The sequence below is a fragment of the Leptolyngbya sp. BL0902 genome, assembly GCF_016403105.1.
Taxonomy (GTDB): Bacteria; Cyanobacteriota; Cyanobacteriia; order Phormidesmidales; family Phormidesmidaceae; genus Nodosilinea.
The window spans coordinates 2,711,309-2,734,192 of sequence record NZ_CP046155.1 but is presented as its reverse complement, the minus strand read 5'-3'; the positions used below and the strand labels follow the sequence as shown (position 1 = coordinate 2,734,192).

Genomic DNA, 22,884 nt, shown 5'->3' with positions numbered 1-22,884 from the left:
CGGCAGCGTTGTAGTGGGGTGGAGACTGGTAACTCTGGATCTGCACAGGCGTTAACGAGCCCTAGGTTCATCCATAGGAACGAGCGAATGATTACCCGCCACGATTTGAAGGAACTGCAAGCCCTGACGAAGGTTCCGGCCCTATCAATTTTGTTGCCGACCCATCGCACCTCACCGGACAACAAGCAGGATCCGATTCTGGTCAAAAACTTGGTCACAGAAGCGAAAAATCGGCTGTCTCAGGAGTTTTCTGCCCGTGACCTAGATCCGCTACTGAACCATCTAGATGCCCTTGTCAACGCCATTGACTATACCTACGCCCTGGATGGCTTGGCCCTGTTTGTCAGTCATGATGTGGCTAAGAAATTCTATCTTCCCTTCACCGTGCCCCAGCGGGTAGTGATTGACCAAACCTTTGCCACGCGGGATCTCGTCTACGGGCTGCACCGTGCCCAGCGCTATTGGGTGTTTCTGCTGAGCCAGGGATCCACCCGTCTGCTGGCAGGCACGGGCGACACCCTAGAGGAAGTGACCGATGGCCAGTTCCCCCTCGCCATGGAAGGCCCTGGAGCGACCACCGCCCTGCCCGACAGTGCCGATTCAGCCTACATGGATGACCGCCATCGGCGCTTCTTTCAGCAGGTCGATCAAGCGTTCTCGGCCTACGCGGAGGACGACAGTCTGCCGATTATCCTCGGCGGTGTGGTGCGGCAAATCTCCTTCTTCCAAGAGGTGTCTCAATACACCAACCTGGTGGCAGGTACCCTGACCGGAAATTTCGATCAAGCCAAGCTGGCTGACCTAGTGCCCGACGTGGGGCCTATGATTGAAGGCGTGCGGCACCAGCAACGGGAAACCGCCCTCAAAGACCTAGATGCTGCTATGGGCGAGGGCAAAGTGGTCTCCACCATTGAGGAAGTCTGGCGGCTGGCCAACGATGGCCGAGGTAAGCTGCTGCTAGTAGAAAAGGGCTACCATGTTCCCGCTGTGGTAACGGCAAACGGTGGCTTAGCCACGGTCTCTGACGTTGGAGGAACCGACGTGATGGATGACGCCGTGGATGAAATCATCGAAGTGGTGCTGGCCAAGGGCGGCGACGTGATGCTGATGGATGATGGCTCTCTGCCCAATGGCCAACCTATTGCGCTCACCCTGCGCTACTAGAGCCCTGGATTAGCGCCCCTGACGGTCGAACGGTTTAACTTGAGTTGTGATCTATGCTCCAGATCGAGGCAGCCTTAATATCCAGCTAGGCCAATGCTGGGGCTTCTGGCCCTAAGGAAAGAGCGGCGATGGCGGCGCATTCTGGCTAGTATGGAGGGCAGGGTTGAGTCACCGGGTGGGGCCAGCTCATGCGGGCAATGTTGGGGGCACCAATGACGCTTTCTGGATGGCTAGAGCAGGCCAAGGATGGGGATGCAGCGGCGATGGCGGCTTTGCTCAACCAATCGCTGAAGCCCCAGGGCATTGAGGTACGGGCGGAGCGAGACGGGTATTGCCTCAACCTGTGGCTGACGGGCGCAACCCTGCCGCCGCAACCACAACTGATAGACTATCTGCGTCGCACCATCGAGCGATGGCAGCTTGACTGTATTGGCATTCTTCGCATTGACGCTGAAGCCACGGCCCACCCCAGCCAATCTTGGACGCTGGAACTGGTCATGCTGGCCGGACTGGTGCAAGTTCCCACCCCCCTTGCCAGCGCCCCTTGCCCCCAGGCCGATACGCTGAGTCTAACGATAGAGGCCCAGCCCTCTCCTCAGGCTGCTAACCCCAAGGCTACCCAGCCTCCAGCCCTCGGCCCACCATCCAGGAATGACGCTGCCCATGATGTCACAACAGACTGGAGCCTTGATCTCAGCGACCTACCCACCACCGAGGAAGCGGTTGGCCCTCCAGAGGCAGCCCGCGATCTGATCCCCACGGCCCAGACAGACTCTCTGCCGCCCCATGTGGCGCGGGCTTACCAGGAATTGCGTCTTAGCCCAGGGGCATCCCTCACGGAGATTGAATCCATCTATTTCAAAACCAAGTCTGCCCTCCTGCGGCAGGGGCGACGAGCTGAGGTAGAACCCCTGAAATGGGCCTTTGGCACCCTAAAAGACTACCTAGAAAATCCGCCCTCGGATCCCACTGACCTGATCATCGAGAGCTTCTCCGGTGATCAGGCCAATGGGTTCAGTCAGGTCGAGGGAACTGAATCCCCTGCGCCAGATTTGTCTGCCCTGGCCTCCTCGCCATACGGTTATCATGGTTCCTCTCGCCCAGAGCCCAGTCTCTCCCCGGAGACGGATCCGGCCTTGGCGATCCAAACCTTGCTGCAAGGGCGCGGGCTTCCGGCCCAGGTCTCGCGGCAGGAGGATCAGCTGCATATTCGCTGGCCAGCGGTGCGGGTGGTCAACCCCAAGCAGGCCACGATTCAGGTCTATGCCCTGTTAACCCAACAAGACTTGAGGACGCTGGGTTTGGGAGATGTCACAACCCTCGTCATTACCGCCCTGGATGGCCGCAACCAAGCGGTATGGCGGCAAACCCTCACCCTGCCCCAGCGGCCCACGGTAGAAGAAGACACGGATTTGTCCTCCTTTAACAACCGCTACAGCAACGGCATTATTTTTCCGGCCCTGCTGGTCATTGGCATGGTTCTCAACGCCATGCCCATCGCCAACCTGCTGCTGCGCGGCATCAAAATTTGGATTCACGAGTTTGGCCATGCTGTGGTGGCCTGGTTGGCCGGACGACAAGCTATCCCCCTCCCCATCGGCTGGACGAATGTGAACCCCCAGCGGTCGTTCTTTGTTTACCTGGGGGTGCTGATTTTGCTGGGGCTGCTGTATTGGTCGGGCCAGAGGGAGAAAAAACGCTGGCCCATGGTGCTGGCGGTGGCCCTCGCCCTGCTGCAATTTGCCATGACCTGGCTGATGTCGGCCAACACCTTTGATATGCTGCTAGCCTTTGGCGGCATTGGTGGCGAACTTTACCTCAGCGCCCTACTGATGGTGAGTTTCTTCTTTCCCATGCCTGACTACTGGCGCTGGGATTTGTACCGCTACCCCGTGGTACTGGGGGCAGCCTTCACGTTTTGGGGGCAGTTCTGGCTGTGGAAAGCCATCCGCATGGGGCGGGCCTCCATTCCCTTTGGCATGATGTGGGGCGATGCCGAACATGGCGATATGAACATCCTGGTTGACCGCCACCAGTGGGAACCGGGCACCCTCATCAGCACCTACAACACCATCGCCAACCTCTGCTTTTTGGCTATTGTGGGGGCCTATGCCTATGCCCTCTATCGTCAGCACCGCCACCGAGTCTGGATTTTCTATCAGCGCTGGATTAGCTAGCGGCCCATTGTTTTGCGTAGGCTTTAGGCTTGTGGTGCATTCACACAGCCCTGCGCCACTCCCTCCCCACTTCCGATTCCCCCATGCCGACGCCCCCTGATCTTCCCACCCCCATCGAGCTCACCCCAGCCGTCATCCAGCGCGTGCGCGAGGGTGTAGCCATTGCCCAAAACCCCATCGTGCGGCAGCACATCACCCAAGATTTAGACGCCCTCAGCGCCATGGCCACCGGGCGGGTAGACAGCCGAGTGAGTGGTCGCTTCCGCCGTTGGCTGATGCGGCGGTTTATCAAAACCTGCTTTCGGGTGCAGATTGAAAACCCCCAATACATCCCCACCGCTCCCAACGTGCTGACGGCCAACCACCTCAGCCACCTAGATCCGTTTTTGATTTTGGCCTTTGTGCCGCCCCATCCCTACTACTACATCCTGGGCGATGCCCGCACCCTCTACAACAAACGCTGGAAACGCTGGCTGGTGGGTTGGGCGGGGGGCGTGATTCCCCTAGAGCGCTGGTGGAAGGAGGAAATCGCCGTGATGGCTGCTGCCCAGGCCGACCGTCCCGACCTAGCCGACCTGGCCGACACCATCCAGCGCGATGTGCCTAACGGCAGTTCCATTCAGCAAATGCGCCAGATCGACCAGGCCGTGCAAACCCTGCTGAGCCGAGGCGATGGCCTGATGATTTTCCCCGAAGGTCGCCTCGGAGAACGGGAAGGCCAGATGCATCCCCTCAAGCGCGGCACCGTGCTCTATGCCATGCGGTCGGGGGTGCCGATTACGCCCATCGCCATCATCGGCACCCAGGATCTCTACTTTCGCAAACGGCTGACCCTGCGCTTTGGCCCCCCGGTGCAGGTGCCCCACCAGCCTCGCCCCAAACGGCAAGCCATCGACGACGCCCTAGCCCAGCTAGAACAAGCCTTTGCCGCCCTGCTGCCCACAGACTACCAAGCGCCCCCCGGCCCCAAGTTCCTGAGTCATTGGCTGAACCATTTATTTTGGTAATTTTCGGATTTGGTAATTTTCGGAGACTGAATCACCTGGTTGAGTCATTTTCGGACGGAACGAGACAGTTTATGGGCTGGCTCCCCCCATCCGAAACCTTAAATTCCATCGTTGTAGCTTCTACTATCCAACGCAGATTTAGGAGCCTACCAATGAGCCCATCTACCGAATTTCAAGGGATCTCCAACGTTTTCCCCCGTCCTTGCCCGGTCGGCGCAGCATCCCGCTGGGAAGAGCGTGGGTCAGGGCGATAGGGGCGTGGATTAGGATGGTGGAGATCATCTAGGGGTGGAACCCATGGCAATGGCGGCAGACCAAGCCCAAAAACATGAGGTGGCGGTGGCCATCTTGTACCAAGGAGATCGCTTTTTGCTGCAACTGCGGGACGACATCCCCGGCATTCTCTACCCCGGCCACTGGGGCTTTTTTGGGGGCCACATAGAACCGGGGGAAGACCCACCCACCGCCATGGAGCGGGAGCTTTTAGAGGAAATTGGCTACGTGCCGCCGCAGTTGCAGCTATTTCAGAGCATGGAAACGGAGCAGGTGATTCGCCACGTTTTCCATGGGCCGTTGACCGTGGCGGTGGAATCCCTCACCCTGATGGAGGGCTGGGATTTGGCCCTGTGGACGGTGGGCGACATTCTCCAGGGGCAGCGCTATTCCGAACGGTCGGGGGATGTGCGTCCGTTGGGGTTGCCTCACCAAGAAATTTTGCGCTCGTTTCTAGACCACCGTAGGATAGAACAGGCGATGTAATCGGGCTATCCATGACCGAGTCTTCCCAGCAGCTTGAATTGTTAGAGCGAACTCCCCCTGGGCTGCCCGCCTATCGGGTGCGAGAGAGCCGCCGTGCCCGCCATGTCTCCATCAAGGTGCATCTCAATGGCGATATTGAAGTGGTAATTCCCCCCGGCTTTGATGTGGCCCAAGTGCCCGACATTTTGCACAAACGGCGGGAGTGGCTGTGGCAGACCGTGCGACAGGTGGAATACAAAACCGCCCAGCTTGATGAGGAACACTTTGAGCCCAAGCCCAACCAGGTTGACCTCCGATCTCGCCAGCAAACCTGGGATGTTCTTTACCAAGCTGGCCCCAGTCAGCGGCTCACCCTCACCCAGCCCCGCCCCTTTACCCTAATGCTGCGCGGCCATGTGGACGATGACACCGCCTGCACCGACCTCCTGCGCCAATGGCTAACCCGCAAAGCCCGCGCCGAATTTGCCCCCTGGCTGCGGGAACTCAGCTTTGATGTGGGTCTGCCGTTTAATAAGGTGTCCATTCGCGGCCAAAAAACGCGCTGGGCCAGTTGCTCCACCCACAAAGACATCAGCCTGAACTATAAACTGCTGTTTTTGCCGCCGGAACTGGTGCACTATGTTTTCGTTCACGAACTCTGCCACACCATCCACATGAACCACTCCAACGCCTTTTGGCGGCTGGTGGGCGAAAAACAAGCCGACTACCAACGCCACCGCGACCACATCCGGGACGGCTGGCGCTACGTGCCCCGCTGGGTGGAGTCCTAATGCCTGCTTTTCCCTTTGGTGTGCGTCGTGCTGACCCGAATCCCTTGGGGGGCAATTTCTGGACGGCCCTGTCCTGGATTCCACGATCCCTGGAATTTCCCTCTTTCAATGGCCTGCCCTGGGACGGATCGGGCCAGCGGCGGGTGCCGCTCCAAACGCCCCACAGCGGCTACCACTGGACGGGGAGCCATCGTCGATTTTTTGAGGGCTGGTATTTTCGGGTGACGCTGCCAGAGGTGGGGCAAACCTTCGCCTTCATGTATTCCATCGAAGATCCCGGTGGTGGACAGCCCCATAGCGGCGGTGCGGCCCAAATCCTTGGCCCCCAGGATACCTACCTGTGCCGCACTTTTCCCAATCCTCAACGGTTCTGGGCCTGGAAAGAAAGTCTGGGGCTGGGCCACTGGCGAACCCCGGCCCGTTCCCTATCTGGTGAGGCGACCCGTCAGGCTGATGCGTTGCCCCCCTCGCCTCAATTTCTGCTGCCGGGAGACTTTGATCACCAGGTTCAGGAGGGCTACCAAGCCACCGCCACCTGGCACCAGGGCAAACTCTACGACCCCAGCCGCAACGACACCGTGCGCTGGCAATATTCCACTGAACCCGTCTATGGCTGGGGCCGACCCAACCAAGCCCAACAGTCCACCGCTGGCTGGCTGTCCCAGTTCCAAATTTTTGAACCGGGCTGGCAGGTGCTGATGGCCCACGGGCTGGCCACGGGCTGGATTGAGTGGCAGGGCCAGCGGTACAGCTTTACCCAAGCCCCCGCCTACAGCGAAAAAAACTGGGGCGGATCCTTTCCCCAAAAGTGGTTTTGGCTGCAATGTAACGCCTTCGACCAGGCCGATGTGGCCCTCACCGCCGGAGGCGGTCGCCGCCAGGTGATTACCTGGATGGAGGAAGTGGCGATGATTGGCATCCACCACCGGGGCGAGTTCTACGAATTTGTGCCCTGGAATGCCACGGTGCGCTGGCACATTGCCCCCTGGGGATCCTGGCGCTTGCGGGCCGAGCGACCGGATTATGTCGTAGAACTCTCTGGCCACACCGATCAGCCTGGCACCCTCCTCCGCGCCCCTACCCAACAGGGGCTTACCTTCCGCTGCCGCGAAACCGCCCACGGCTACCTCAGCCTCACCCTATGGCGCAAGCAAGGCCACACCCTTACCCTGCTGCTAGCGGCCCAAAGCAATCAGGCCAGCCTAGAAACGGGCGGTGGCCCCTGGGATGAAGACTGGATCACTGCCCAGGCAGACTAATTCTCCCCTTGCCCTTCCGAGGACGGCACCCTAGGTCTCTGTTGATGCCGTTTTTTGGCGACCCATCAGCGATGATGCTTTCCTTGGATGCTGAGGCTCCTGGGAGAAAGGGTAAAAAGAGGGGGGAAATCCCCCAAATAAATTCGGTTTAAACCGTTAAACTAACCAGGACAACGGGGATCGAGGTGATCTACAGTGAAGCGAAGCTTGGGATGCCGAGGCTTTGAAGACGGACTAACGACTCATTTCTCTGTCTAAGGGCGTAATCTTGGCCCAAATGTGGGCAAGGTCGCAAACCTTCGTTACCCTGGTCAAAAATTGATGTTGCCAAGTGGGCATCCTTGTGTAAAATCGTGGGCAACATCATTCCACCCTATCGAGATTGAGTTAAGGAGGTGATATATATGACGGTTAACGCAACCCCAAACTTGCTGCAATTCCTGCAAGAGGAGCTGGCTATTTCAGCGGCTTCGTTGCAGGTCGCCCTCAAGCACAGCGAGCAGGATCCTGGGCCATTACCGATGATCCTGTGGCAGTACGGTTTAGTGACCCTAGAGCAACTTGAGCAAATCTATGACTGGATGGAAGCCGCTTAATGGCCGCCTAGCCGTTCTAGGCGGGTTTTCAAAGGCGCAGCTCAGACTGCGCCTTTGCTATTCCTAGGCCGCTGCAACGCCCTTCCCCAGAGACAAATTTTGAAGACGGCAGGGCAACGGTTGGCCCAAGCGTCCCCCATTTCCTGATATCCCCCTAGGTATGAGTCGTTATTAAAAGCAATAGTAATTCTCAGTGAAATCACGGAGTCAATCTGAGCCGAGGCCACCCGCCGTCTGATGGGCCAACACCCTAGCGTCGGGTTTGCGGTCGGCCCCCGGATGGAGGTCTGTAATCCAACCGATGTCTAGGCCACAGAATAGCCAGCCTTAGTAGTTGGTGTGGTCATTGGCAGATTTTTTGGCATTCTTGCGGGCAGTTTGTTTCACCACAAAATCAATAATTTTGCCGCCAACGTCAATATCTGTGGCGGTTTCAATGCCTTCTAGACCGGGGGATGAATTGACTTCCATGACCACAGGGCCGTGGTTAGAGCGCAGCATATCTACCCCAGCCACCCGCAACCCCATGGCCCGTGCGGCCCGAATGGCGGTACTGCGTTCTTCGGGGGTGAGGCGCACGCGGCTGGCGGATCCGCCCCGGTGAAGGTTGGATCGAAATTCTCCCGGTGCGCCCTGGCGCTTCATGGCGGCGACCACCTTATCGCCAATGACAAAGCAGCGGATGTCCATGCCCCCGGCTTCTTTAATAAATTCCTGCACCAGAATGTTGGCGTCTAGCCCCCGGAAGGCTTCAATCACCGATTTGGCGGCTTGCTGGGTTTCTGCTAGCACCACGCCAATGCCCTGGGTACCCTCTAGGAGTTTGATCACCAGGGGCGCACCGCCCACAATGTCCACCAATCCATCAATGTCTTTGGTGGAGTGGGCAAATCCGGTGACGGGTAGGCCAATGCCTCGGCGGGCCATGATTTGCAAAGATCGCAACTTATCCCGCGACCGGGAAATGGCCATGGATGTGTTGGCGGTAAACACGCCCATAATTTCAAACTGGCGCACCACCGCTGTGCCGTAGAAGGTGCTGGAGGCCCCAATGCGCGGAATGACGGCATCGACATTCTCTAGGGTTTTGCCTTGATAAAGCACCGTGGGCTTGTGGGAGGTGATGTTCATGTAGCAGCGCAGGTGGTCGATGACCTGTACTTCGTGGCCCCGCGCTTCTCCGGCTTCCTTCAGTCGCCGAGTGGAGTAGAGGGTGGCATCCCTAGAGAGAATCACAATCTTCATGGCGGGTCTAAGGTCTCGAGTGGAAGAAATCTGGGCAGGAGGGCAACGGTTGCAGGAAAGAGTGACCTGGATCGACGAGGTAGCGTTGCCGCACCGCCTGTCGCCCCAGCAAGAACCGAAAGCCCATCACATCGCGATTGGTGAGGGTGAGTTCGATGGGCCAGATCTGTTCGCCGACCTGCACCGTGGTTTCAATCACCGGGCGCAGTTCCTCCTGCCCTCCCGAATTGCGCACCCAGCGCTCCTCCAGCAGGGTGGCCTCGGCAGTGATGATATAGCGATCATCGCGCTGAATCGGGTGGGCCTGAAACCGCACCATGGCGGTACCGTCGCGGTCGAAGTGGGTTAAATCAAAGGCGTGCAGGGCCGAAGACCGGGCTCCCGTGTCCACCTTGGCCTTGATGGCAGGCACCCCCAAGGCGGGCAGCGCCACCCACTCGCGCCAGCCAATCACCCCCCGCGCTGTTCTGCCCTCTTTCATCCGCTACCCCAACCGTTCTCATCATCCACACCCGTTGACTCGTTACCTGTTGACTCGCTGAGTATCACTAACGCCGCTACCCGTTGACTCGCTGAGTGTCGCTAACGCCGCTACCCGTTGTTCCTTAAAATATCAGCCTTCACCGGGGTCTGCCCTAAAATGCGGTTAACCCTAGGAGGGAAAGGAGGGCCTATGGGGCGTCGTGAGTCCGGTCGGCAGGGCGAACCGCTGAAATCTTGGGCGTCGCGGGTCGGGATGGTGCGACTACCCACGGAGGATCTCCCCCCATCTAGCCGCAGGCGATTGATGGCAGCGGTGGCGGCAGAAGTCCAAGATCGCCAGCAACAATCCTTGCCCGTCGCCGTTGCCCAGGCCCAAGGGCTGCCGATGATGCTGCCCGATGTCCCCCTTGGGCGGGGCTGTTGGGCCATGCCGGAAGATCCGCCCAGCCTGACGACGGGGGAACCCATAGACAGGGTAGCGCTGAGGGATCGGTTTAGCCATCCCACAACGGCGGGCCAACTGAGAATTGCTGGGGCAGCGGGCCTAGGTAAGACCACGATCTTAGTTGAGTTGGCGGATCATCTGGGGCAGCAGGCGGAGGTGAATGACCAAGCTCCGGTTCCGGTGTTGCTGCACTTGTCGGCCAAGGTTGAAGCTGAGGACAGCGGTCTAGCGTGGTTGGTGGGGGCACTGTGGCACAAGTATGGCGTTGATCCTAATCTGGCCGAGCGCTGGCTGGTCAACGGTGAGGTGCTGCCCCTGCTGGACGGCTGGGACGAAATTACGCCCTCGGTGCAGGCCGCTTGGGCCGCTTGGCTTCAGCCGTGGCTGGCCCTGGGCTATCCTCTGGTTCTGGCGGGCCAGGGCGATGACCTAGGCTTTCGGACGGTTCTGACCCTGCACCCACTCCCGGAGGATCAACTGGCTGCTATCCTCGGATCCCTAGGCCAGGAAGACTGGTGGCGGGCCGTTAGCTGTCAGCCAGAGCGGTTGGCCCTGGTACGTAATCCCCTTTGCTTGGGGTTGGCCCTGCTGCTTCAGGAGCAGATGCCCGCCACTGCCCCCACTTGGCCCACCTCCGAAGAATCTCTCATCGACTGCTTCATTGACCAACAACTGCGCCAAATGTCGGCCATCCAGGCCCCTTTGCCCCCACCTTTAGGGCGCAAACCCGCCGGGAGATGGTCTTTGCTCCCTAGTCTTGCCGCCGCGAAGCCGCCCCATCAATGGCTGCCCTGGCTGGCCCAGCAGCACCCCTACGATGAACTGTGGTTAGAAGCCATGCAGCCCCATCTGCTCCAGGGATCATCCCAGCGGTGGCAGTACCGTCTCTGGGGCGGGCTGCTGTTTGGGCTAGCTGGGGGATCCCTCTTTGGTGTGTTGATTGGGCCGTTCTCAGGGCTGCTGGCGTTTGCCGTCATCACCCTGATGTTTGTGCTAGTGCGGAGCCGTGATGCCATCAACACCAACGCCGACCTCTACCCAGATTTGCCAACCTTTCTGCGGTTTATTGCGGTACGGCAAATCAATTTTATTGTGCTGATCAGCACCGCCACCGGGATTGGGGTACTGCTGTCTTCCCAAAGCTGGATCGGATTTGGGGTAGGTCTGCTGATGGGTCTCGTGGTGGGGTTGGCCGTGAGGCTGATGGTTCTGCTGCCCAGCGGCCTGTTGGGGGGGCTGATCTATGGCCTCAGTCAAATCTTGGGGGATGAGGTTGCCCTGCGCCAGCGTCCGAACCATGGCATTTGGGTGCGGCTGGAACACAGCCTTGGATTGACAGCCCTATTTCTGTGGTTATGGATTGTGCTGAAGGCCGGGGTGGAGGAAGTGTTGCCCTGGATTGCCCCCAGCCTTGTTCCCCACAGGTTCCCAGCAATGGCCTTGGCAACGCTGATTCTCGCCCTGGTGCTCTGGGCCACTATTTTTCAGAATGTGCTGATCTGCGTTCAACATGTGGCCCTGCGCCTTGTTCTCCATCGATCTGGGGTGATGCCGTGGAATCTCGCCCAGGCCCTAGAAACGGCTCAAGCTGCCCATCTGGTGCAGCACCTGGCAGGGCACTATCGCTTCCTCCATCCCCAGGTGCGGGAACGACTAGCGCTGAAGGCCGTCCTAGAAGCTAGCCCTCAGTCCAATAATCTTAATCGCCCATCCCGAAAAAGCTGACCTATCATTAGCGCCAGGGTTGAGTATTGTTGGCCAGACCCCGGCGATGGAGGGAAACACTATGAAGCGACGTTATCACCTGCTGATCGGTGGGGTTTTGGGAACCTTGGTGAGCCTATCTTCGGGCACCCAGGCTCAGGAGACAGCCCCGCCCGAAGCCGCACCCGCTGAGACCACAGCCCCCGAAACAATAGCCCCTGAAGATACCGTCCCCGCCAGTCCCGTGCCAGATCCAGGGCTTGTAGAGACGGACGGCCCGACGGCTGATGGCCCGACTGACGGCCCTGAGACCCCGCTGATCGATCCGGCTTCCCTAGAGAGCGACGACGACAAAAAACCGCCAGCCGCCGAACCTGCCTCAGCAGGCCGCGATGACGACAATGGGGGCGATAGCTGGCTCTTGGATGGAGGTCTGTGGGAAGCTCCGCCCATTGAGGAGATCCCCCTAGATGTCCCAGCCCCTGGAGACACGGCAGAGGGTACGGCAGAGGATGCGGTAGACCCCCGCACCATGGCAGCCGAGGCACTGAACCAGGGCATCGAACGCTACAATCGCCAGAACTACTCTGAGGCCCTGGAGTTCTTCAACCGGGCCATTGAGCTGGATCCCAATAATGCCCTCGCCTACCTCTATCGCGGGCTGACGTTGGCGCAACAGGGGCAGGACGATCTGGCCCTGGCTGATTTCAATCGCGCCATTGCTGTTTCCCCTAGCAACGCCACGGCCTACCTGGCACGGGGCACGGTGTTCTATCGTCAGGGCAACAACAGTCAGGCCCTAGCCGATTTTGAAACGGCGTTGACCCTCGATGACACCCTAGTCAATGCCTACCTCTATCGAGGGCTGATTGACGCCGAGCGAGGGCGCTATGACCTGGCCCTTGAGGACTTCTCCACCGCCATTGCCATTGATCCTAACCAGGCCTCGGCCTTCCTGCTGCGGGGCTTTGCCCATGAGTCTTTGGGGAACTATGCGGAGGCGATTACTGACTTCAGTCGCGCCATTGAGCTAGAGGGCGACCTCCCCAGAGCCTACATGGGGCGCGGGGTGGCCTACTATCGTCTAGGGCTGTACGATGCCGCCCTCAGCGATTTGAATGACGCTATTCGGCGCAACAATCAACTGGCCAACGCCTTCCTCAACCGCAGCCACATCTACTTCCGGCAAGGACGCCCCACCCGTGCCCGCCAGGATCTTGACCGGGCGCTAGAGCTCAACCCTCAACTGGCCGAAGCCTTCCTCAGCCGGGGCACCATTCGGGCCAGCCAGGGAGACTTGAGCGGCGCAGAACAAGACTTTGCGCGGGTGCTGCAACTCAATCCTGATTTTGCCGTCGCCCACAAACTGCGGGGGGATGTGCTGCGCCAGCGAGGGGACTTCACCGCCGCCCTGGAGAGCTACAGCGAGGCTATCTTCATCAATCCAAGCTATGTGGAAGCCTTCCTATCTCGGGGCGAAGCGCGGATGGCCCTAGGAGATCCGTTAGGAGCCATTGATGACTACAGTCAAGCCCTCGCCATACAGCCCAATAACCCCCAGGTTCATGGGGCGCGGGGCAATGCCTACCTGGTGGTGGGGCAAGTTCAGAATGCCTACGAGGATCTCACCCAGGCCATTCTGCAAGGCCCCAGCCAAAACAATCCAGAGCTGTTTTTCAACCGGGGCATGGTGCGATCCCGTCTGGGGGATAGCCTAGGGGCGCGACGAGACTTTGAACAAGCCGCCAACCTTTACCTCCAGCAAGGCAACGCCGCTGGCTATCGTCAAACCCTTGATCAGATGCGTAATCTGTAATCGCCAAATCCTCGACCAAAGGCGGCATTTGTCAGAGTTCGTCAGTGAACCTGAGCTAACCTCAGTTCGGGATCAGGTCGGGGGCTTGATGCCTAGTCAGCCCACCCTGCGGGAAGCAAGCGACACCCCCAGATCCCGCTTCCACGGAAAAAGGGGAATCTAGCGTTTCAAAGTCCCCCTCCCTGGGGGAGAGGGATTTAGGGTGAGGGCCAGCGTAGTTCGGATTGGGTATGAGTCGGATTGCTCAGTCGCCCCAGGGGTGATTCTGCCTATTCAGATCATGGTGGGCGGAGACATTCAGAACTTCATGGAAGATTTACAGGATTCTTTAAAGAACTCAGGCATCCTTAAGTAGAACTTGATTCATCCTGTGACCGCCGAGGAAAGGTGTGTCTTAGAATAGGTATGATCGATGCGATCTTCCTTCCCCCACAATGTCTTTATGGCCACCCGCTACCAAGCCAAGTTGACGGAAGGACAGGGAGCCTCTACCGCCGAACCCGATGACATTTTGGCCAAAATTCGCGGCCAAGACCTGTGGGTTGTCAACAGTCGGCGACGCAATGGGCTGATTCTTCACAAACAGTTCTATACCGAATTTGCTGGCCCCGGTGCAGCGGTGGGCGGTGGTCTAGATCAAGACTGCTGTGGTGTGATCCCCCTTGGCAGCCTGTCGCTGTTGTCGGCCACCTCGGCAGAGGAGCAGCAGAAAGCCCTCAAAATTCGACTGCAATGGGTACGTCTCACCCAAAACTTTACGGATAAACCCGTGGCCATTGACCGGGCTCGTATGATCCTAGAGCAGTTCAAGAGCTACTTCACCCCCGATACAGTAGAGCACATTCCAGACGAGGCGTTTGCTCTACTGGTGGGGGTTTTGCCCTATACAATCCGTCGTGCTAGGGATTTGGTCTAATTCTGAATCTCGGTCGTTTCCCCCATTGAAACACCGACCAACTGAAACACCGAATAACCTGAGCTGCTAGCTAGAGGCGCTAGTGTAAAACCGGAGGGCAAAGCGCCAGAATCGGTTGGCCAGAAATAGCAGTATTCCTGCCAGCACCGCCGAGGCTAGGAACCAGCCCTGTCCCCCTTGGTTCAGCATGGCTTGGGCGGGGACGGTGGTGAGAAAGGCAACGGGAATCACAAAGGTAAAGAAAACGCGGTAGGCGGCGGGATAGCCCACGATGGGGAAGCGTCCGGCCTCTAGCAGCCCCCGTAAGACTTCGGTGACGTTGTAGACCTTGACAAACCAAATGCTGGTGGCCCCCAGCATAAACCACAAACTATACAAACTCAGGGCACCGCAGAGCAGGGGCGGCACGGCCAACAGATAGTCTCCCCAGCCCAGCCCCAAGCGACGCCCCGCATAGGCCAGGATCAGCAGGCCAAAAACGAGGTCGGGCAGACCCCAGGGGGAGAAGATGCGGGTAGACAACCAGAACTGTGAGCTGATGGGCTTGAGGAGGACAAAATCGAGGGTTCCCTCTTGGACTTGGGTCACAATCTTGTTGAGGTTGGGGATGAGTACCGTGGCAGAAAAGCCCTGGAGCAGGGTGAACATGCCCAGCACCAGCAAGGCTTCATCCCAACTCCAGCCCTGGAATTGATAGCCCGTTTGGTAGAACAAAAACAGGCCAAATAGACTGCCTGCTAGGTTGCCTAGGCTGGTCAGGGTGGCGATGACAAAGTTGATCCGATACTCCAACTCGGCGGCGATGGCGGTGCTCCAAAATAGGCGCAACACTTGTCCGTAGCGTTCCATACCTAGGCCCCCATGCCCGAATATTGCCGCAGCCCCCGCCGCCACAGCCAGCGGTTCAGCGCCAAAAAGGCGATTCCCCACAGCCCCATGGCTGCAAATCCCTGAACGATGTGGTCGGCTTGGTTGGTGAGCAGACTGGCCGGAAAGTAAATCAGGTAGGGAAAGGGCGTCCACTGCACCACCGCCCGCACCAGATCAGGAAACAGCGTGAGGGGAGCTGCCATCCCCGACAAAAAGATATACAGCAGAAACCAGAACTGCTCTAGGGCCACCACCCGCTCTGTCCAAAACGCGAGGAGGGCAAAGGTGTACTGCATTAAAAACCGCAGGGCAAAGGCCAGGATAATCGCCAGCAGCGCCAGGACGCCATTGCCCAGGCTCGGCCACCAAGCGGCCTGGGGATAGAGCACCAAAAATAACCCCACCAGCACCAGGGCAAAGGGCAAACGGGCAAAGCGTTCGGCTATGTGGCTGAAGAAATGTCGCCACACCGGATCTACGGGCTGCAACAGGTAGGGCGAAAGCTTGCCCTCGACCACCTCCCGTTCAAATTCCCAAATCACCCAAACCACCGTGAACTGGCGCACCAGAAACACCGCCAGAAAATACTGAACAAATTCCGTCGGGCTGAGGGCAAACTGGCCGCTTTGGGCCGCTTCAGCCCAAAGCCCCATCAAAATTAGCGGCAGTGTACCGGATAGCACCCAAAACAAGAGTTCTGCCCGGTATTCCACCATATAGGCGTAGTAAACCGACAGCATGACCCGCGCTAGTTTAAGGGCGTGGTGGAGAGCGTGATGAAGGGCGTGGTTCACGGGCTGAGGATAGAGCAGCGACACAACATAAGCGACACAATACACCGGAGCAAGCTACACCAGATTGCCGGGAAAGCGGGGGCATCCTTGCCGTAGCTACTCGCCATCCTACGCTAAGGCCGCTGCCCCTGGGTAGGGCGAGGCAACACGGGGTCAGAATGGATCCGTAACGCTATGTTGCAAACCAACGGAATCGCCAGAGGGACTGTTGTAGGGTAAACCAGCCCTCAGCCGTCTGCCCTGGGCTGGCGAGGGATGCCGCACTGGGAACCGAGCCATGCGTAACCGACCGTCAGAACCAGATAGACTGCCGCGCCCTGCGGTACCCTCAGCTTGGGTTGGGCCGGGGCGAGCTTGGGGGGCTGTCATCGGGGTGGGGATCTTGGCCCTCAGCCTGGGATTGGGATTTGCGCCCATTGAAGCGGTCACGGCGGCGGCCCCAGACCATAAGGCAGGCTTCGCAATGGCTCCCGCAGGCCCAGCCTCGTTATCTCGGCTAGGCACCCAACCCGATGCGCTGTTGTTAGCCCAGGCCGCCTATCCGGCTCGCCAAGATTCGCAGATTAACGACTATGCCAATGTTATCGAACCCCACGATGCCGCACAAATCCGGTTCGTGCTGGATCACCTGCGTACAGCCTACGGCCTCGAAGCGGTGGTGGTAACAGTGCCCTCCATCGGCACCTACGGCACGGGCGATCCCACCGTGGAAGCCTTTGCCACTCGACTGTTCAACACCTGGGGGCTTGGGGATGCCCAGCGCAACGACGGCGTGCTGGTGCTGCTGGCGGTGGCAGATCGCACGGTACGGATCGAACTGGGGCGGGGCTACAGTTCCGCCTACGATGCCCGCATGAAGACCGTGATTGACGAGTATATGGTGCCCCAGTTCCGCAGCGGCTACTATAGCCTGGGCCTGGTGCGTGGCGTAGAAGCCATGGTAGAACCGCTCACCGGATCGCCCCCTGGCCCCCTAGAGCGCATTCCCGCCGCCTGGGACAGTTTGCCCGTGCCTGCCGGGGTGAGATCGCTGCTGGTGGGGGGTGGCTTGCTAGGAAGTCTGTTGCTGCTGTTTTGGCAAGGAACCAACTTTGTCCTCACCCCCACCTGTCCGGGCTGTCAGCGGCGCATGAAGAAGCTGGACGACGCTAGCGCTAGGTTCTACCTCGATGCCGGACAGCGCCTAGAGCTAGAGCTAAAGTCGGTGCTCCACAGCGTATGGGAATGCCCTAGTTGCCGCCAGCGCACCACCCGCAAGTTCAATATGCCCTTTCAAAAGTTCAACCCTTGCCCCCGTTGCCGCTACAAAACCCTAGAAGTGGTAAAGCAAACCACGCTGCGGGCGGCGACCTACAGTAGTTCTGGGGAAGCCCTAGCGGAACGCCACTGCCGCCAATGCCACTACGCTGACGAAACCACTGTCATCCTGCCCCGCCTAGAACGGGATAGCGATTCCTCCTCCGGGAGCAGTGGCGGCAGTGGCGGCGGCGGCGGTTCGTCCTCTGGGGGCGGGGCTAGCGGCAGTTGGTAGGTGGCTAGCAGAGGTTTCCCCATCGGCAGAGTCTCCGTCGGCAGAGCCCTAATCAGTGAGTTCGCTGTCGGTGGATTCGTCGTCGAATTTGGCTTTTGGCCCAAAGCTGAGGGCGATTCCGGCCCCCACGGGCAAAATTACCGTGCCCCAACCGATGGCCAAGGCCCAGGCGGGGTAGCCTTCGTAGGGGGTGCGGAGGTCGGTGGAGAGCTGGGTCGCCAGCAGAATCACCAGCACTACGGGGGCCACCCATTTAATCGCCCCATTCCACCAGCGGCCTATTTGCCAGTCGCTGATGTCGTTGACGTAGCGGCGCAGGGCTTCGGCCCCAAACACCCAGCCCCCCAGCAGGGCCATGCCCAGGGCCACGAGGATGGCGTTGTAGGTGGTGACGAAGTGATCGACGATATCGAGGAAGTACAGCCCCGCCTTGGTGGTGTAAAGAGTGCCGACTAGGAACGCCGCCAAACAGGCCCATCCGGCGATGTGGGTGCTTTTGCGTCCGGGCTGAATGTCCAGCACCGCCGCCACGGTGGGTTCAATCAACGAAAAGGCGCTGTCGATGCCGAGGGTGAGCAGCATAAAGAAGAACAGGGCGCTAAACAGTCCGGCCAAGGGCATCAGGCTCAAGGCCTTGGGGAACACCACAAAGGCCAGCCCCGGCCCAGAGGCAGCCACATCCTGTACCGTTACCCCTGTACTCCAGGCCATGTAGCCCAGGACGGCGAACACCACAAACCCGGCAAACAGGCTAATGGCGAGGTCGGCAATGGCGGTGAGCCAGGAGGATTTCACAATGTCCTCATCGGGCTGTTTGTAGCTGGCGTAGGTGAGCATGATGGCAAAGGCCACGGACAGGGTGAGAAACGCCTGGGCCGCTGCCGCCGTCCACACCGCCGGATCGAGCATGGCGCTCCACACGGGGGTGAGGTACACCCGCCAGCCATCGAAAAATCCCGGCAAAAACAGCGACCGCACAAACAGCACCCCCAGCACCACCACCGGAATTGGCACCGTGTACAGCACAACTTTGCCCACGCTCTTGGGGCCTTGCCAAATACAGAAATAGATCGACAGCCAAATTACCGCCAGGGCAATTAAAATTGGCCAGTTGAACCCGCCCAGTTGGCCAATGCTGTCGCTGATTTGCAACACCTGACCAAAGAAATAGCCCTCTGGGTCATCGGCCCAGGGCACCCCCAAGGATCGCACCAGGTACAGCAAACACCAGGCCATCACCACGGCATAGTAGGCCACGACCAAAAAAGCCGAAGTCACCGCCACTAGACCTACCCCGCCAAAGGCTGGATGCATCCGTCGTAGGGATTGAATCGGCCCCCGCTGCATCCGCTGACCAATGGCCAACTCCAAAATCAGCATCGGCGTGGCTAACAGCACAAAGGCCAACAGGTAGGGAATCAAAAATGCCCCGCCGCCGTAGCGTCCGGCCAGGTAGGGAAAGCGCCATACATTCCCCAACCCCACCGCCGAACCCACCGCAGCAAGAATAAACACGGTCTGCGACGACCATTGTTGACGCGACATAGCGACCTCATCCGAAACCTTGCACAATAAACTGCCCCTTCCCCGACCTAGGCAGCGCCTTAAAAATCTTTAACAGATTGAGCGCTCAGTCATCGACCGTGACGCTATCAGCGTTAATCCAAACCCGCTTAATCCGCCCGGTGTGGCCAGAACGAATCGACACTTGCGCCTTGGTAATACCAAAATGCTGGGCCAAACAGGTCACAAGCTCCTGATTAGCCTTGCCATCGGTGGGAGGAGCCTGGAGATGCACCAGCCATGTGCCATCCTCTCGGCGCACGAGTTTTTGCTGCTTGGCGTTGGGCTTCACCTGCACGATAAGTTGAAGCTGTCCCATGGCAATACACTGATTAATTGAGGGATGGGGTGATCGGAGCCATAGGCCATTCCTGTGGGATAGTGGTTGCGGCCCGCTGGGTTCAGAGGGAACTTCCCGCATGATTCGGAATAGATACGGTTAGAGTAGTAGGTACTAGACCTGCTCCAAAGGATCTGAGTCGGGTCAGCTTTGAGTCGGGTAGGTCTAAAATTACGCTAAACCGGGTGTTCTATGGTCACTCAGTCTGATCGCAGTATGTTGGCCACAATCTCGATAGCCAGCCAAAGCGGCTCCCTCACCCATCGGGTGAGCAACCTGCCCACGCCCCAGTTTATCGAACTGCTGGATCGCATCACCGACGAGTTCGAGCATTTCCTCCGCGCCATCGACATGATCAACAACGAATCGTTGGAGATCATGCTAGAGCAAATTCTCGAAGCCTTTACCCTCAAAATTGGTCAAATTTTGCAGGCCGAACGCACCACCATTTTCATGGTAGACCACGAAAAGCAGGAGCTTTGGTCAAAAATTGCCCAGGGCGACCAAGAGCGTTCCCTAGAGCTACGGGTGCCCATGAATAAGGGAATTTCAGGCTACGTAGCCACCCATGTCAAAACCCTCAACATCCCAGACGCCTACGACGACGACCGCTTCGACCGATCCTACGACAAAAAAACGGGCTACCGCACCCGCAGCATCCTGTGTATGCCCGTTTTAAGTACAAAATCAAACAACATTGTGGCAGTGGTACAACTGCTAAATAAGCTCGATAAAACCCCCTTTGATGAAGAGGATGAACGCCACTTTAAGGAGTTTGCCGAATCCCTAGGGGTGATTCTAGAAAGCTGCAATTCCTTCTACATTGCAGCCCGCAATCAAAAAGGCGTTGCGGCCCTGCTCAAGGCCATTTCCTCCCTAGAACAGAGCTTGGATCTAGAAAAAACCCTGCAATCGGTGATGGAGGAAGCCCGTCAACTGATGCAGGCTGACCGCAGTACCCTGTGGATTATGGATGAGGAAAAGGGGGAGTTGTGGTCGCGGGTGAAGATGGGCGATGGTAAAACCATGCTGGATTTACACAATCCTATCGGCAGCGGCATTGTGGGCTATGTGGCTAGCACAGGTGAGACGCTCAACATTCCCAATGCCTACCAAGATCCCCGCTTTAACCCCGAACCCGACAAACGCACGGGCTATGTTACCCGTAACATTCTCTGTATGCCCGTCTTTAATTCATCGGGAAAACTGATTGCCGTCACGCAGTTAATTAACAAAGTTCAGGGCACCTTCAATAGTTCCGATGAAGCCTTTATGCGGGCCTTCAACATTCAGGCGGGGATTGCCTTAGAAAATGCCAAGCTGTTTGAAAGTGTCTTAGTCGAAAAGCAGTATCAAAAGGATATCCTCCAAAGCCTGTCCGATGCGGTGATCTCCACAGATTTGGAGGGCCGCATTGTCACCATCAACGATGCGGCGGTGGCGTTGTTGGGCTGCTCCAACGAAGGCGACCACCTACGGGAACGGCGAGATCAGTGGCAGGCCCGACTGCTGAACCGTCTGGTGTGGGAGGTGATGCCCATTGAAAGTATGCGCTTCCGGGTGCAGGATAGCTTGGGCCATGGGGCCAGACATTACGTGCCCGAACAGACCCTGCGCGTAACCCTACAACTGGGGAACGACGAGACCGGAGAAGGCCCGATTCACCTGGCCTTGCCCGATCCGGCCCAGGCCGATCACTACCGCCCCTGGGGCGATCCCCATGGGCCGCTGCTTGCCGCCGACCAGGTGAAAACCCTAGAACGCAGCGTCAACTTGACGGTGAACCCCCTCACCAACCCCGAAGGCAAGGTGCTGGGCGGGCTGCTGGTGCTGGAGGACATCAGCCAAGAAAAGCGGATGAAGAGCACCCTCTACCGCTATATGACCCCCGGCGTGGCGGAGCGAGTGATGGCCCTCGGCGACGATGTGCTGATGAAGGGCGAACGCAAGGACGTCACCGTGCTGTTCTCCGATATTCGTGGCTACACCACCCTGACCGAAAACCTGGAAGCTGACAAAGTAGTAGAAATGCTCAACGCCTACTTTGAAACCATGGTGGAGGCGGTGTTTAACTTTGAGGGCACCCTCGATAAATTCATTGGCGATGCTCTGATGGCGGTATTTGGTGCGCCCCTGCCCCTCAGCAACCACGCCTGGTCGGCGGTGCAAAGCGCCCTGGATATGCGCCGCCGACTCGCCCAGTTCAACCACGAACGGCGGCACCTGAAACAGCCCGAAATCCGCATTGGCATTGGCATTAGCTCCGGCGAAGTAGTCTCCGGCAACATTGGCTCCCAGCGCAAAATGGAATACACCGTCATCGGCGATGGGGTCAACCTCAGTTCCCGGCTGGAGGGCGTTACCAAGGAATACGGCTGCGACATTGTGATCAGCGAATACACCCACACCCTCTGTCAGGACAAAATTTGGGTGCGTGAGCTCGACCGCATCCGCGTGAAAGGCAAGCTTCAGCCCGTCAAACTCTACGAACTGATTGGTGATCGCCAAACCCCCCTAGAATCCACCACCGAAGACTTCTTAGACCTCTACGCCCAAGCCCGCGACGCCTACATCACCATGGACTTCCCCGCCGCCATGGCCCTGTTTGAAAAAGCCAGAACCATGCGTCCCGACGATAAAGCGGTGGCCGTCCACATCGACCGCACCCACCTCTACCTGGCGGAACCCCCACCCCAAGACTGGGACGGCGTTCACATCATGACCACCAAATAGACTCGGCCATGCTGCCCCGTGGCTGGTGCCCTGGGTTGATGGGTAGCCCGGTCAAGCCCTAGCCATGGCAGTGTTTGTAGCGTTTGCCGCTGCCACACCAGCAGGGATCGTTCCGACGGGGCACCACAGGCGGCAGTTGATCCCCATCCACGTAAAACCAGCGGTCTCTCATCTTGCTAAACCGGGATCGCTCGTGGATTTGCCCCGGTTGGGGATCTTGGTAATAGGCGATAAATTCTACCTGGCCCTGGCGATCCCCAGACTGACCCTGCTGGGTTTGCAGCACCCGCAAGCCTAACCAGGTGGTGTTTTGAATACTCTGAACCAACTGCTGGCGCTGGTTGGGCGTTCGCTGGGTAGGGTGGTGGGTAGCGATGAGGTAATCAACCTGCCCCTGGGTAAAGGCCGTATATCGCGACCGCATCAGGGCCTCTGCCGTGGTTGGGTAGCGCTCACCGAGGAGGTAGGGGCCGCAACACCCTTGCCAGTCAAGCCCGCTGCCACAGGGACAGACCTTTGGACAGAAACCCATGACAGAAGTCAAAACGCGACGGCTAGCCTAGACATAACGCTTGTCGAGTAACAGCGACAGCAGAACGTATTTCACCCGTCGGCTAAAATACGGCTGTCCTCGAAAGCCCTTAACGAGACTTGAACTCGTGACCTCTCCCTTACCAAGGGAGTGCTCTACCGCTGAGCTATAAGGGCAAGT

Annotated in this window: 19 protein-coding genes and 1 tRNA gene; 12 read left to right on the top strand and 8 right to left on the bottom strand. The window is 58.6% G+C overall.

Features of this window, described 5'->3' with window-relative positions; translation table 11 throughout:
- Positions 1-87: 87 nt before the first annotated feature.
- The 7 genes from GFS31_RS12050 to GFS31_RS12020 all read left to right on the top strand — a co-directional run bounded on the left by GFS31_RS12050 (position 88) and on the right by GFS31_RS12020 (position 7,732).
- Positions 88-1,164, top strand: coding sequence for a hypothetical protein (locus tag GFS31_RS12050; protein ID WP_198805060.1), 1,077 nt, complete (start codon positions 88-90; stop codon positions 1,162-1,164).
- A 212-nt stretch (positions 1,165-1,376) separates the two neighbouring features.
- Positions 1,377-3,341 carry a hypothetical protein gene (locus tag GFS31_RS12045; RefSeq protein ID WP_198805059.1) on the top strand — a complete coding sequence of 655 codons (1,965 nt, stop codon included), beginning with the start codon at positions 1,377-1,379 and terminating at the stop codon, positions 3,339-3,341.
- Between the two features lie 83 nt (positions 3,342-3,424).
- Positions 3,425-4,348, top strand: coding sequence for a lysophospholipid acyltransferase family protein (locus tag GFS31_RS12040; RefSeq protein ID WP_198805058.1), 924 nt, complete (start codon positions 3,425-3,427; stop codon positions 4,346-4,348).
- Positions 4,349-4,645: 297 nt separating this feature from the next.
- A complete protein-coding gene (locus GFS31_RS12035) occupies positions 4,646-5,107 on the top strand; it encodes an NUDIX hydrolase (protein WP_225907398.1) in 462 nt (153 codons plus the stop codon).
- A gap of 11 nt (positions 5,108-5,118) precedes the next feature.
- A complete protein-coding gene (locus tag GFS31_RS12030) occupies positions 5,119-5,877 on the top strand; it encodes a M48 family metallopeptidase (protein WP_198805057.1) in 759 nt (252 codons plus the stop codon).
- On the top strand, positions 5,877-7,136 hold the full coding sequence (locus GFS31_RS12025) for a tocopherol cyclase family protein (RefSeq protein WP_198805056.1): 1,260 nt from the start codon (positions 5,877-5,879) through the stop codon (positions 7,134-7,136). Before GFS31_RS12030 ends, GFS31_RS12025 begins: the two co-directional genes overlap by 1 nt.
- Before the next feature lie 404 nt (positions 7,137-7,540).
- Positions 7,541-7,732, top strand: coding sequence for a DUF2949 domain-containing protein (locus tag GFS31_RS12020; RefSeq protein WP_198805055.1), 192 nt, complete (start codon positions 7,541-7,543; stop codon positions 7,730-7,732).
- Between the two features lie 327 nt (positions 7,733-8,059).
- Here the strand turns inward: GFS31_RS12020 and rimK are convergent, their stop codons facing one another.
- Together rimK and GFS31_RS12010 are read right to left on the bottom strand one after the other, a co-directional pair.
- Positions 8,060-8,977 (bottom strand): 30S ribosomal protein S6--L-glutamate ligase, encoded by a 918-nt coding sequence (rimK, locus tag GFS31_RS12015; protein ID WP_198805054.1) that lies wholly within the window; start codon positions 8,975-8,977, stop codon positions 8,060-8,062.
- A gap of 7 nt (positions 8,978-8,984) precedes the next feature.
- The gene (locus tag GFS31_RS12010; protein ID WP_198805053.1) at positions 8,985-9,458 is read right to left on the bottom strand and encodes an ATP-dependent zinc protease; all 474 of its coding nucleotides are present in this window, start codon (positions 9,456-9,458) and stop codon (positions 8,985-8,987) included.
- Positions 9,459-9,650: 192 nt separating this feature from the next.
- Here GFS31_RS12010 and GFS31_RS12005 point away from each other — a divergent pair, with 192 nt between their 5' ends.
- The 3 genes from GFS31_RS12005 to GFS31_RS11995 all read left to right on the top strand — a co-directional run bounded on the left by GFS31_RS12005 (position 9,651) and on the right by GFS31_RS11995 (position 14,341).
- Complete coding sequence (locus GFS31_RS12005) at positions 9,651-11,630, top strand: NACHT domain-containing protein (RefSeq protein ID WP_198805052.1); 1,980 nt, start codon at positions 9,651-9,653, stop codon at positions 11,628-11,630.
- Positions 11,631-11,691: 61 nt separating this feature from the next.
- On the top strand, positions 11,692-13,425 hold the full coding sequence (locus GFS31_RS12000) for a tetratricopeptide repeat protein (protein WP_198805051.1): 1,734 nt from the start codon (positions 11,692-11,694) through the stop codon (positions 13,423-13,425).
- 412 nt (positions 13,426-13,837) lie between these two features.
- Positions 13,838-14,341, top strand: coding sequence for a hypothetical protein (locus GFS31_RS11995; protein ID WP_225907397.1), 504 nt, complete (start codon positions 13,838-13,840; stop codon positions 14,339-14,341).
- 66 nt (positions 14,342-14,407) lie between these two features.
- Here the strand turns inward: GFS31_RS11995 and GFS31_RS11990 are convergent, their stop codons facing one another.
- Both GFS31_RS11990 and GFS31_RS11985 read right to left on the bottom strand, forming a co-directional pair.
- The gene (locus tag GFS31_RS11990; RefSeq protein WP_198805050.1) at positions 14,408-15,190 is read right to left on the bottom strand and encodes an ABC transporter permease; all 783 of its coding nucleotides are present in this window, start codon (positions 15,188-15,190) and stop codon (positions 14,408-14,410) included.
- A gap of 2 nt (positions 15,191-15,192) precedes the next feature.
- Positions 15,193-16,029 (bottom strand): ABC transporter permease, encoded by an 837-nt coding sequence (locus GFS31_RS11985; RefSeq protein WP_317135029.1) that lies wholly within the window; start codon positions 16,027-16,029, stop codon positions 15,193-15,195.
- A gap of 253 nt (positions 16,030-16,282) precedes the next feature.
- Here GFS31_RS11985 and GFS31_RS11980 point away from each other — a divergent pair, with 253 nt between their 5' ends.
- On the top strand, positions 16,283-17,536 hold the full coding sequence (locus GFS31_RS11980; RefSeq protein ID WP_198805049.1) for a TPM domain-containing protein: 1,254 nt from the start codon (positions 16,283-16,285) through the stop codon (positions 17,534-17,536).
- Positions 17,537-17,584: 48 nt separating this feature from the next.
- On the opposite strand, the gene GFS31_RS11975 is transcribed toward GFS31_RS11980, so the two are convergent.
- Together GFS31_RS11975 and GFS31_RS11970 are read right to left on the bottom strand one after the other, a co-directional pair.
- A complete protein-coding gene (locus tag GFS31_RS11975; RefSeq protein WP_198805048.1) occupies positions 17,585-19,081 on the bottom strand; it encodes a sodium-dependent transporter in 1,497 nt (498 codons plus the stop codon).
- Positions 19,082-19,166: 85 nt separating this feature from the next.
- On the bottom strand, positions 19,167-19,418 hold the full coding sequence (locus tag GFS31_RS11970; protein ID WP_198805047.1) for a DUF167 domain-containing protein: 252 nt from the start codon (positions 19,416-19,418) through the stop codon (positions 19,167-19,169).
- 213 nt (positions 19,419-19,631) lie between these two features.
- Between GFS31_RS11970 and GFS31_RS11965 the strand changes: the two genes are divergently transcribed.
- Entirely contained in the window at positions 19,632-22,172 is a 2,541-nt protein-coding gene (locus tag GFS31_RS11965; RefSeq protein ID WP_198805046.1) for an adenylate/guanylate cyclase domain-containing protein, read from the top strand.
- Positions 22,173-22,230: 58 nt separating this feature from the next.
- Here GFS31_RS11965 and GFS31_RS11960 read toward each other — a convergent pair whose 3' ends face one another.
- Positions 22,231-22,704, bottom strand: coding sequence for a YchJ family protein (locus tag GFS31_RS11960; protein WP_198805045.1), 474 nt, complete (start codon positions 22,702-22,704; stop codon positions 22,231-22,233).
- A gap of 104 nt (positions 22,705-22,808) precedes the next feature.
- Positions 22,809-22,880: transfer RNA gene (locus GFS31_RS11955), tRNA-Thr, on the bottom strand.
- Positions 22,881-22,884: the final 4 nt, after the last annotated feature.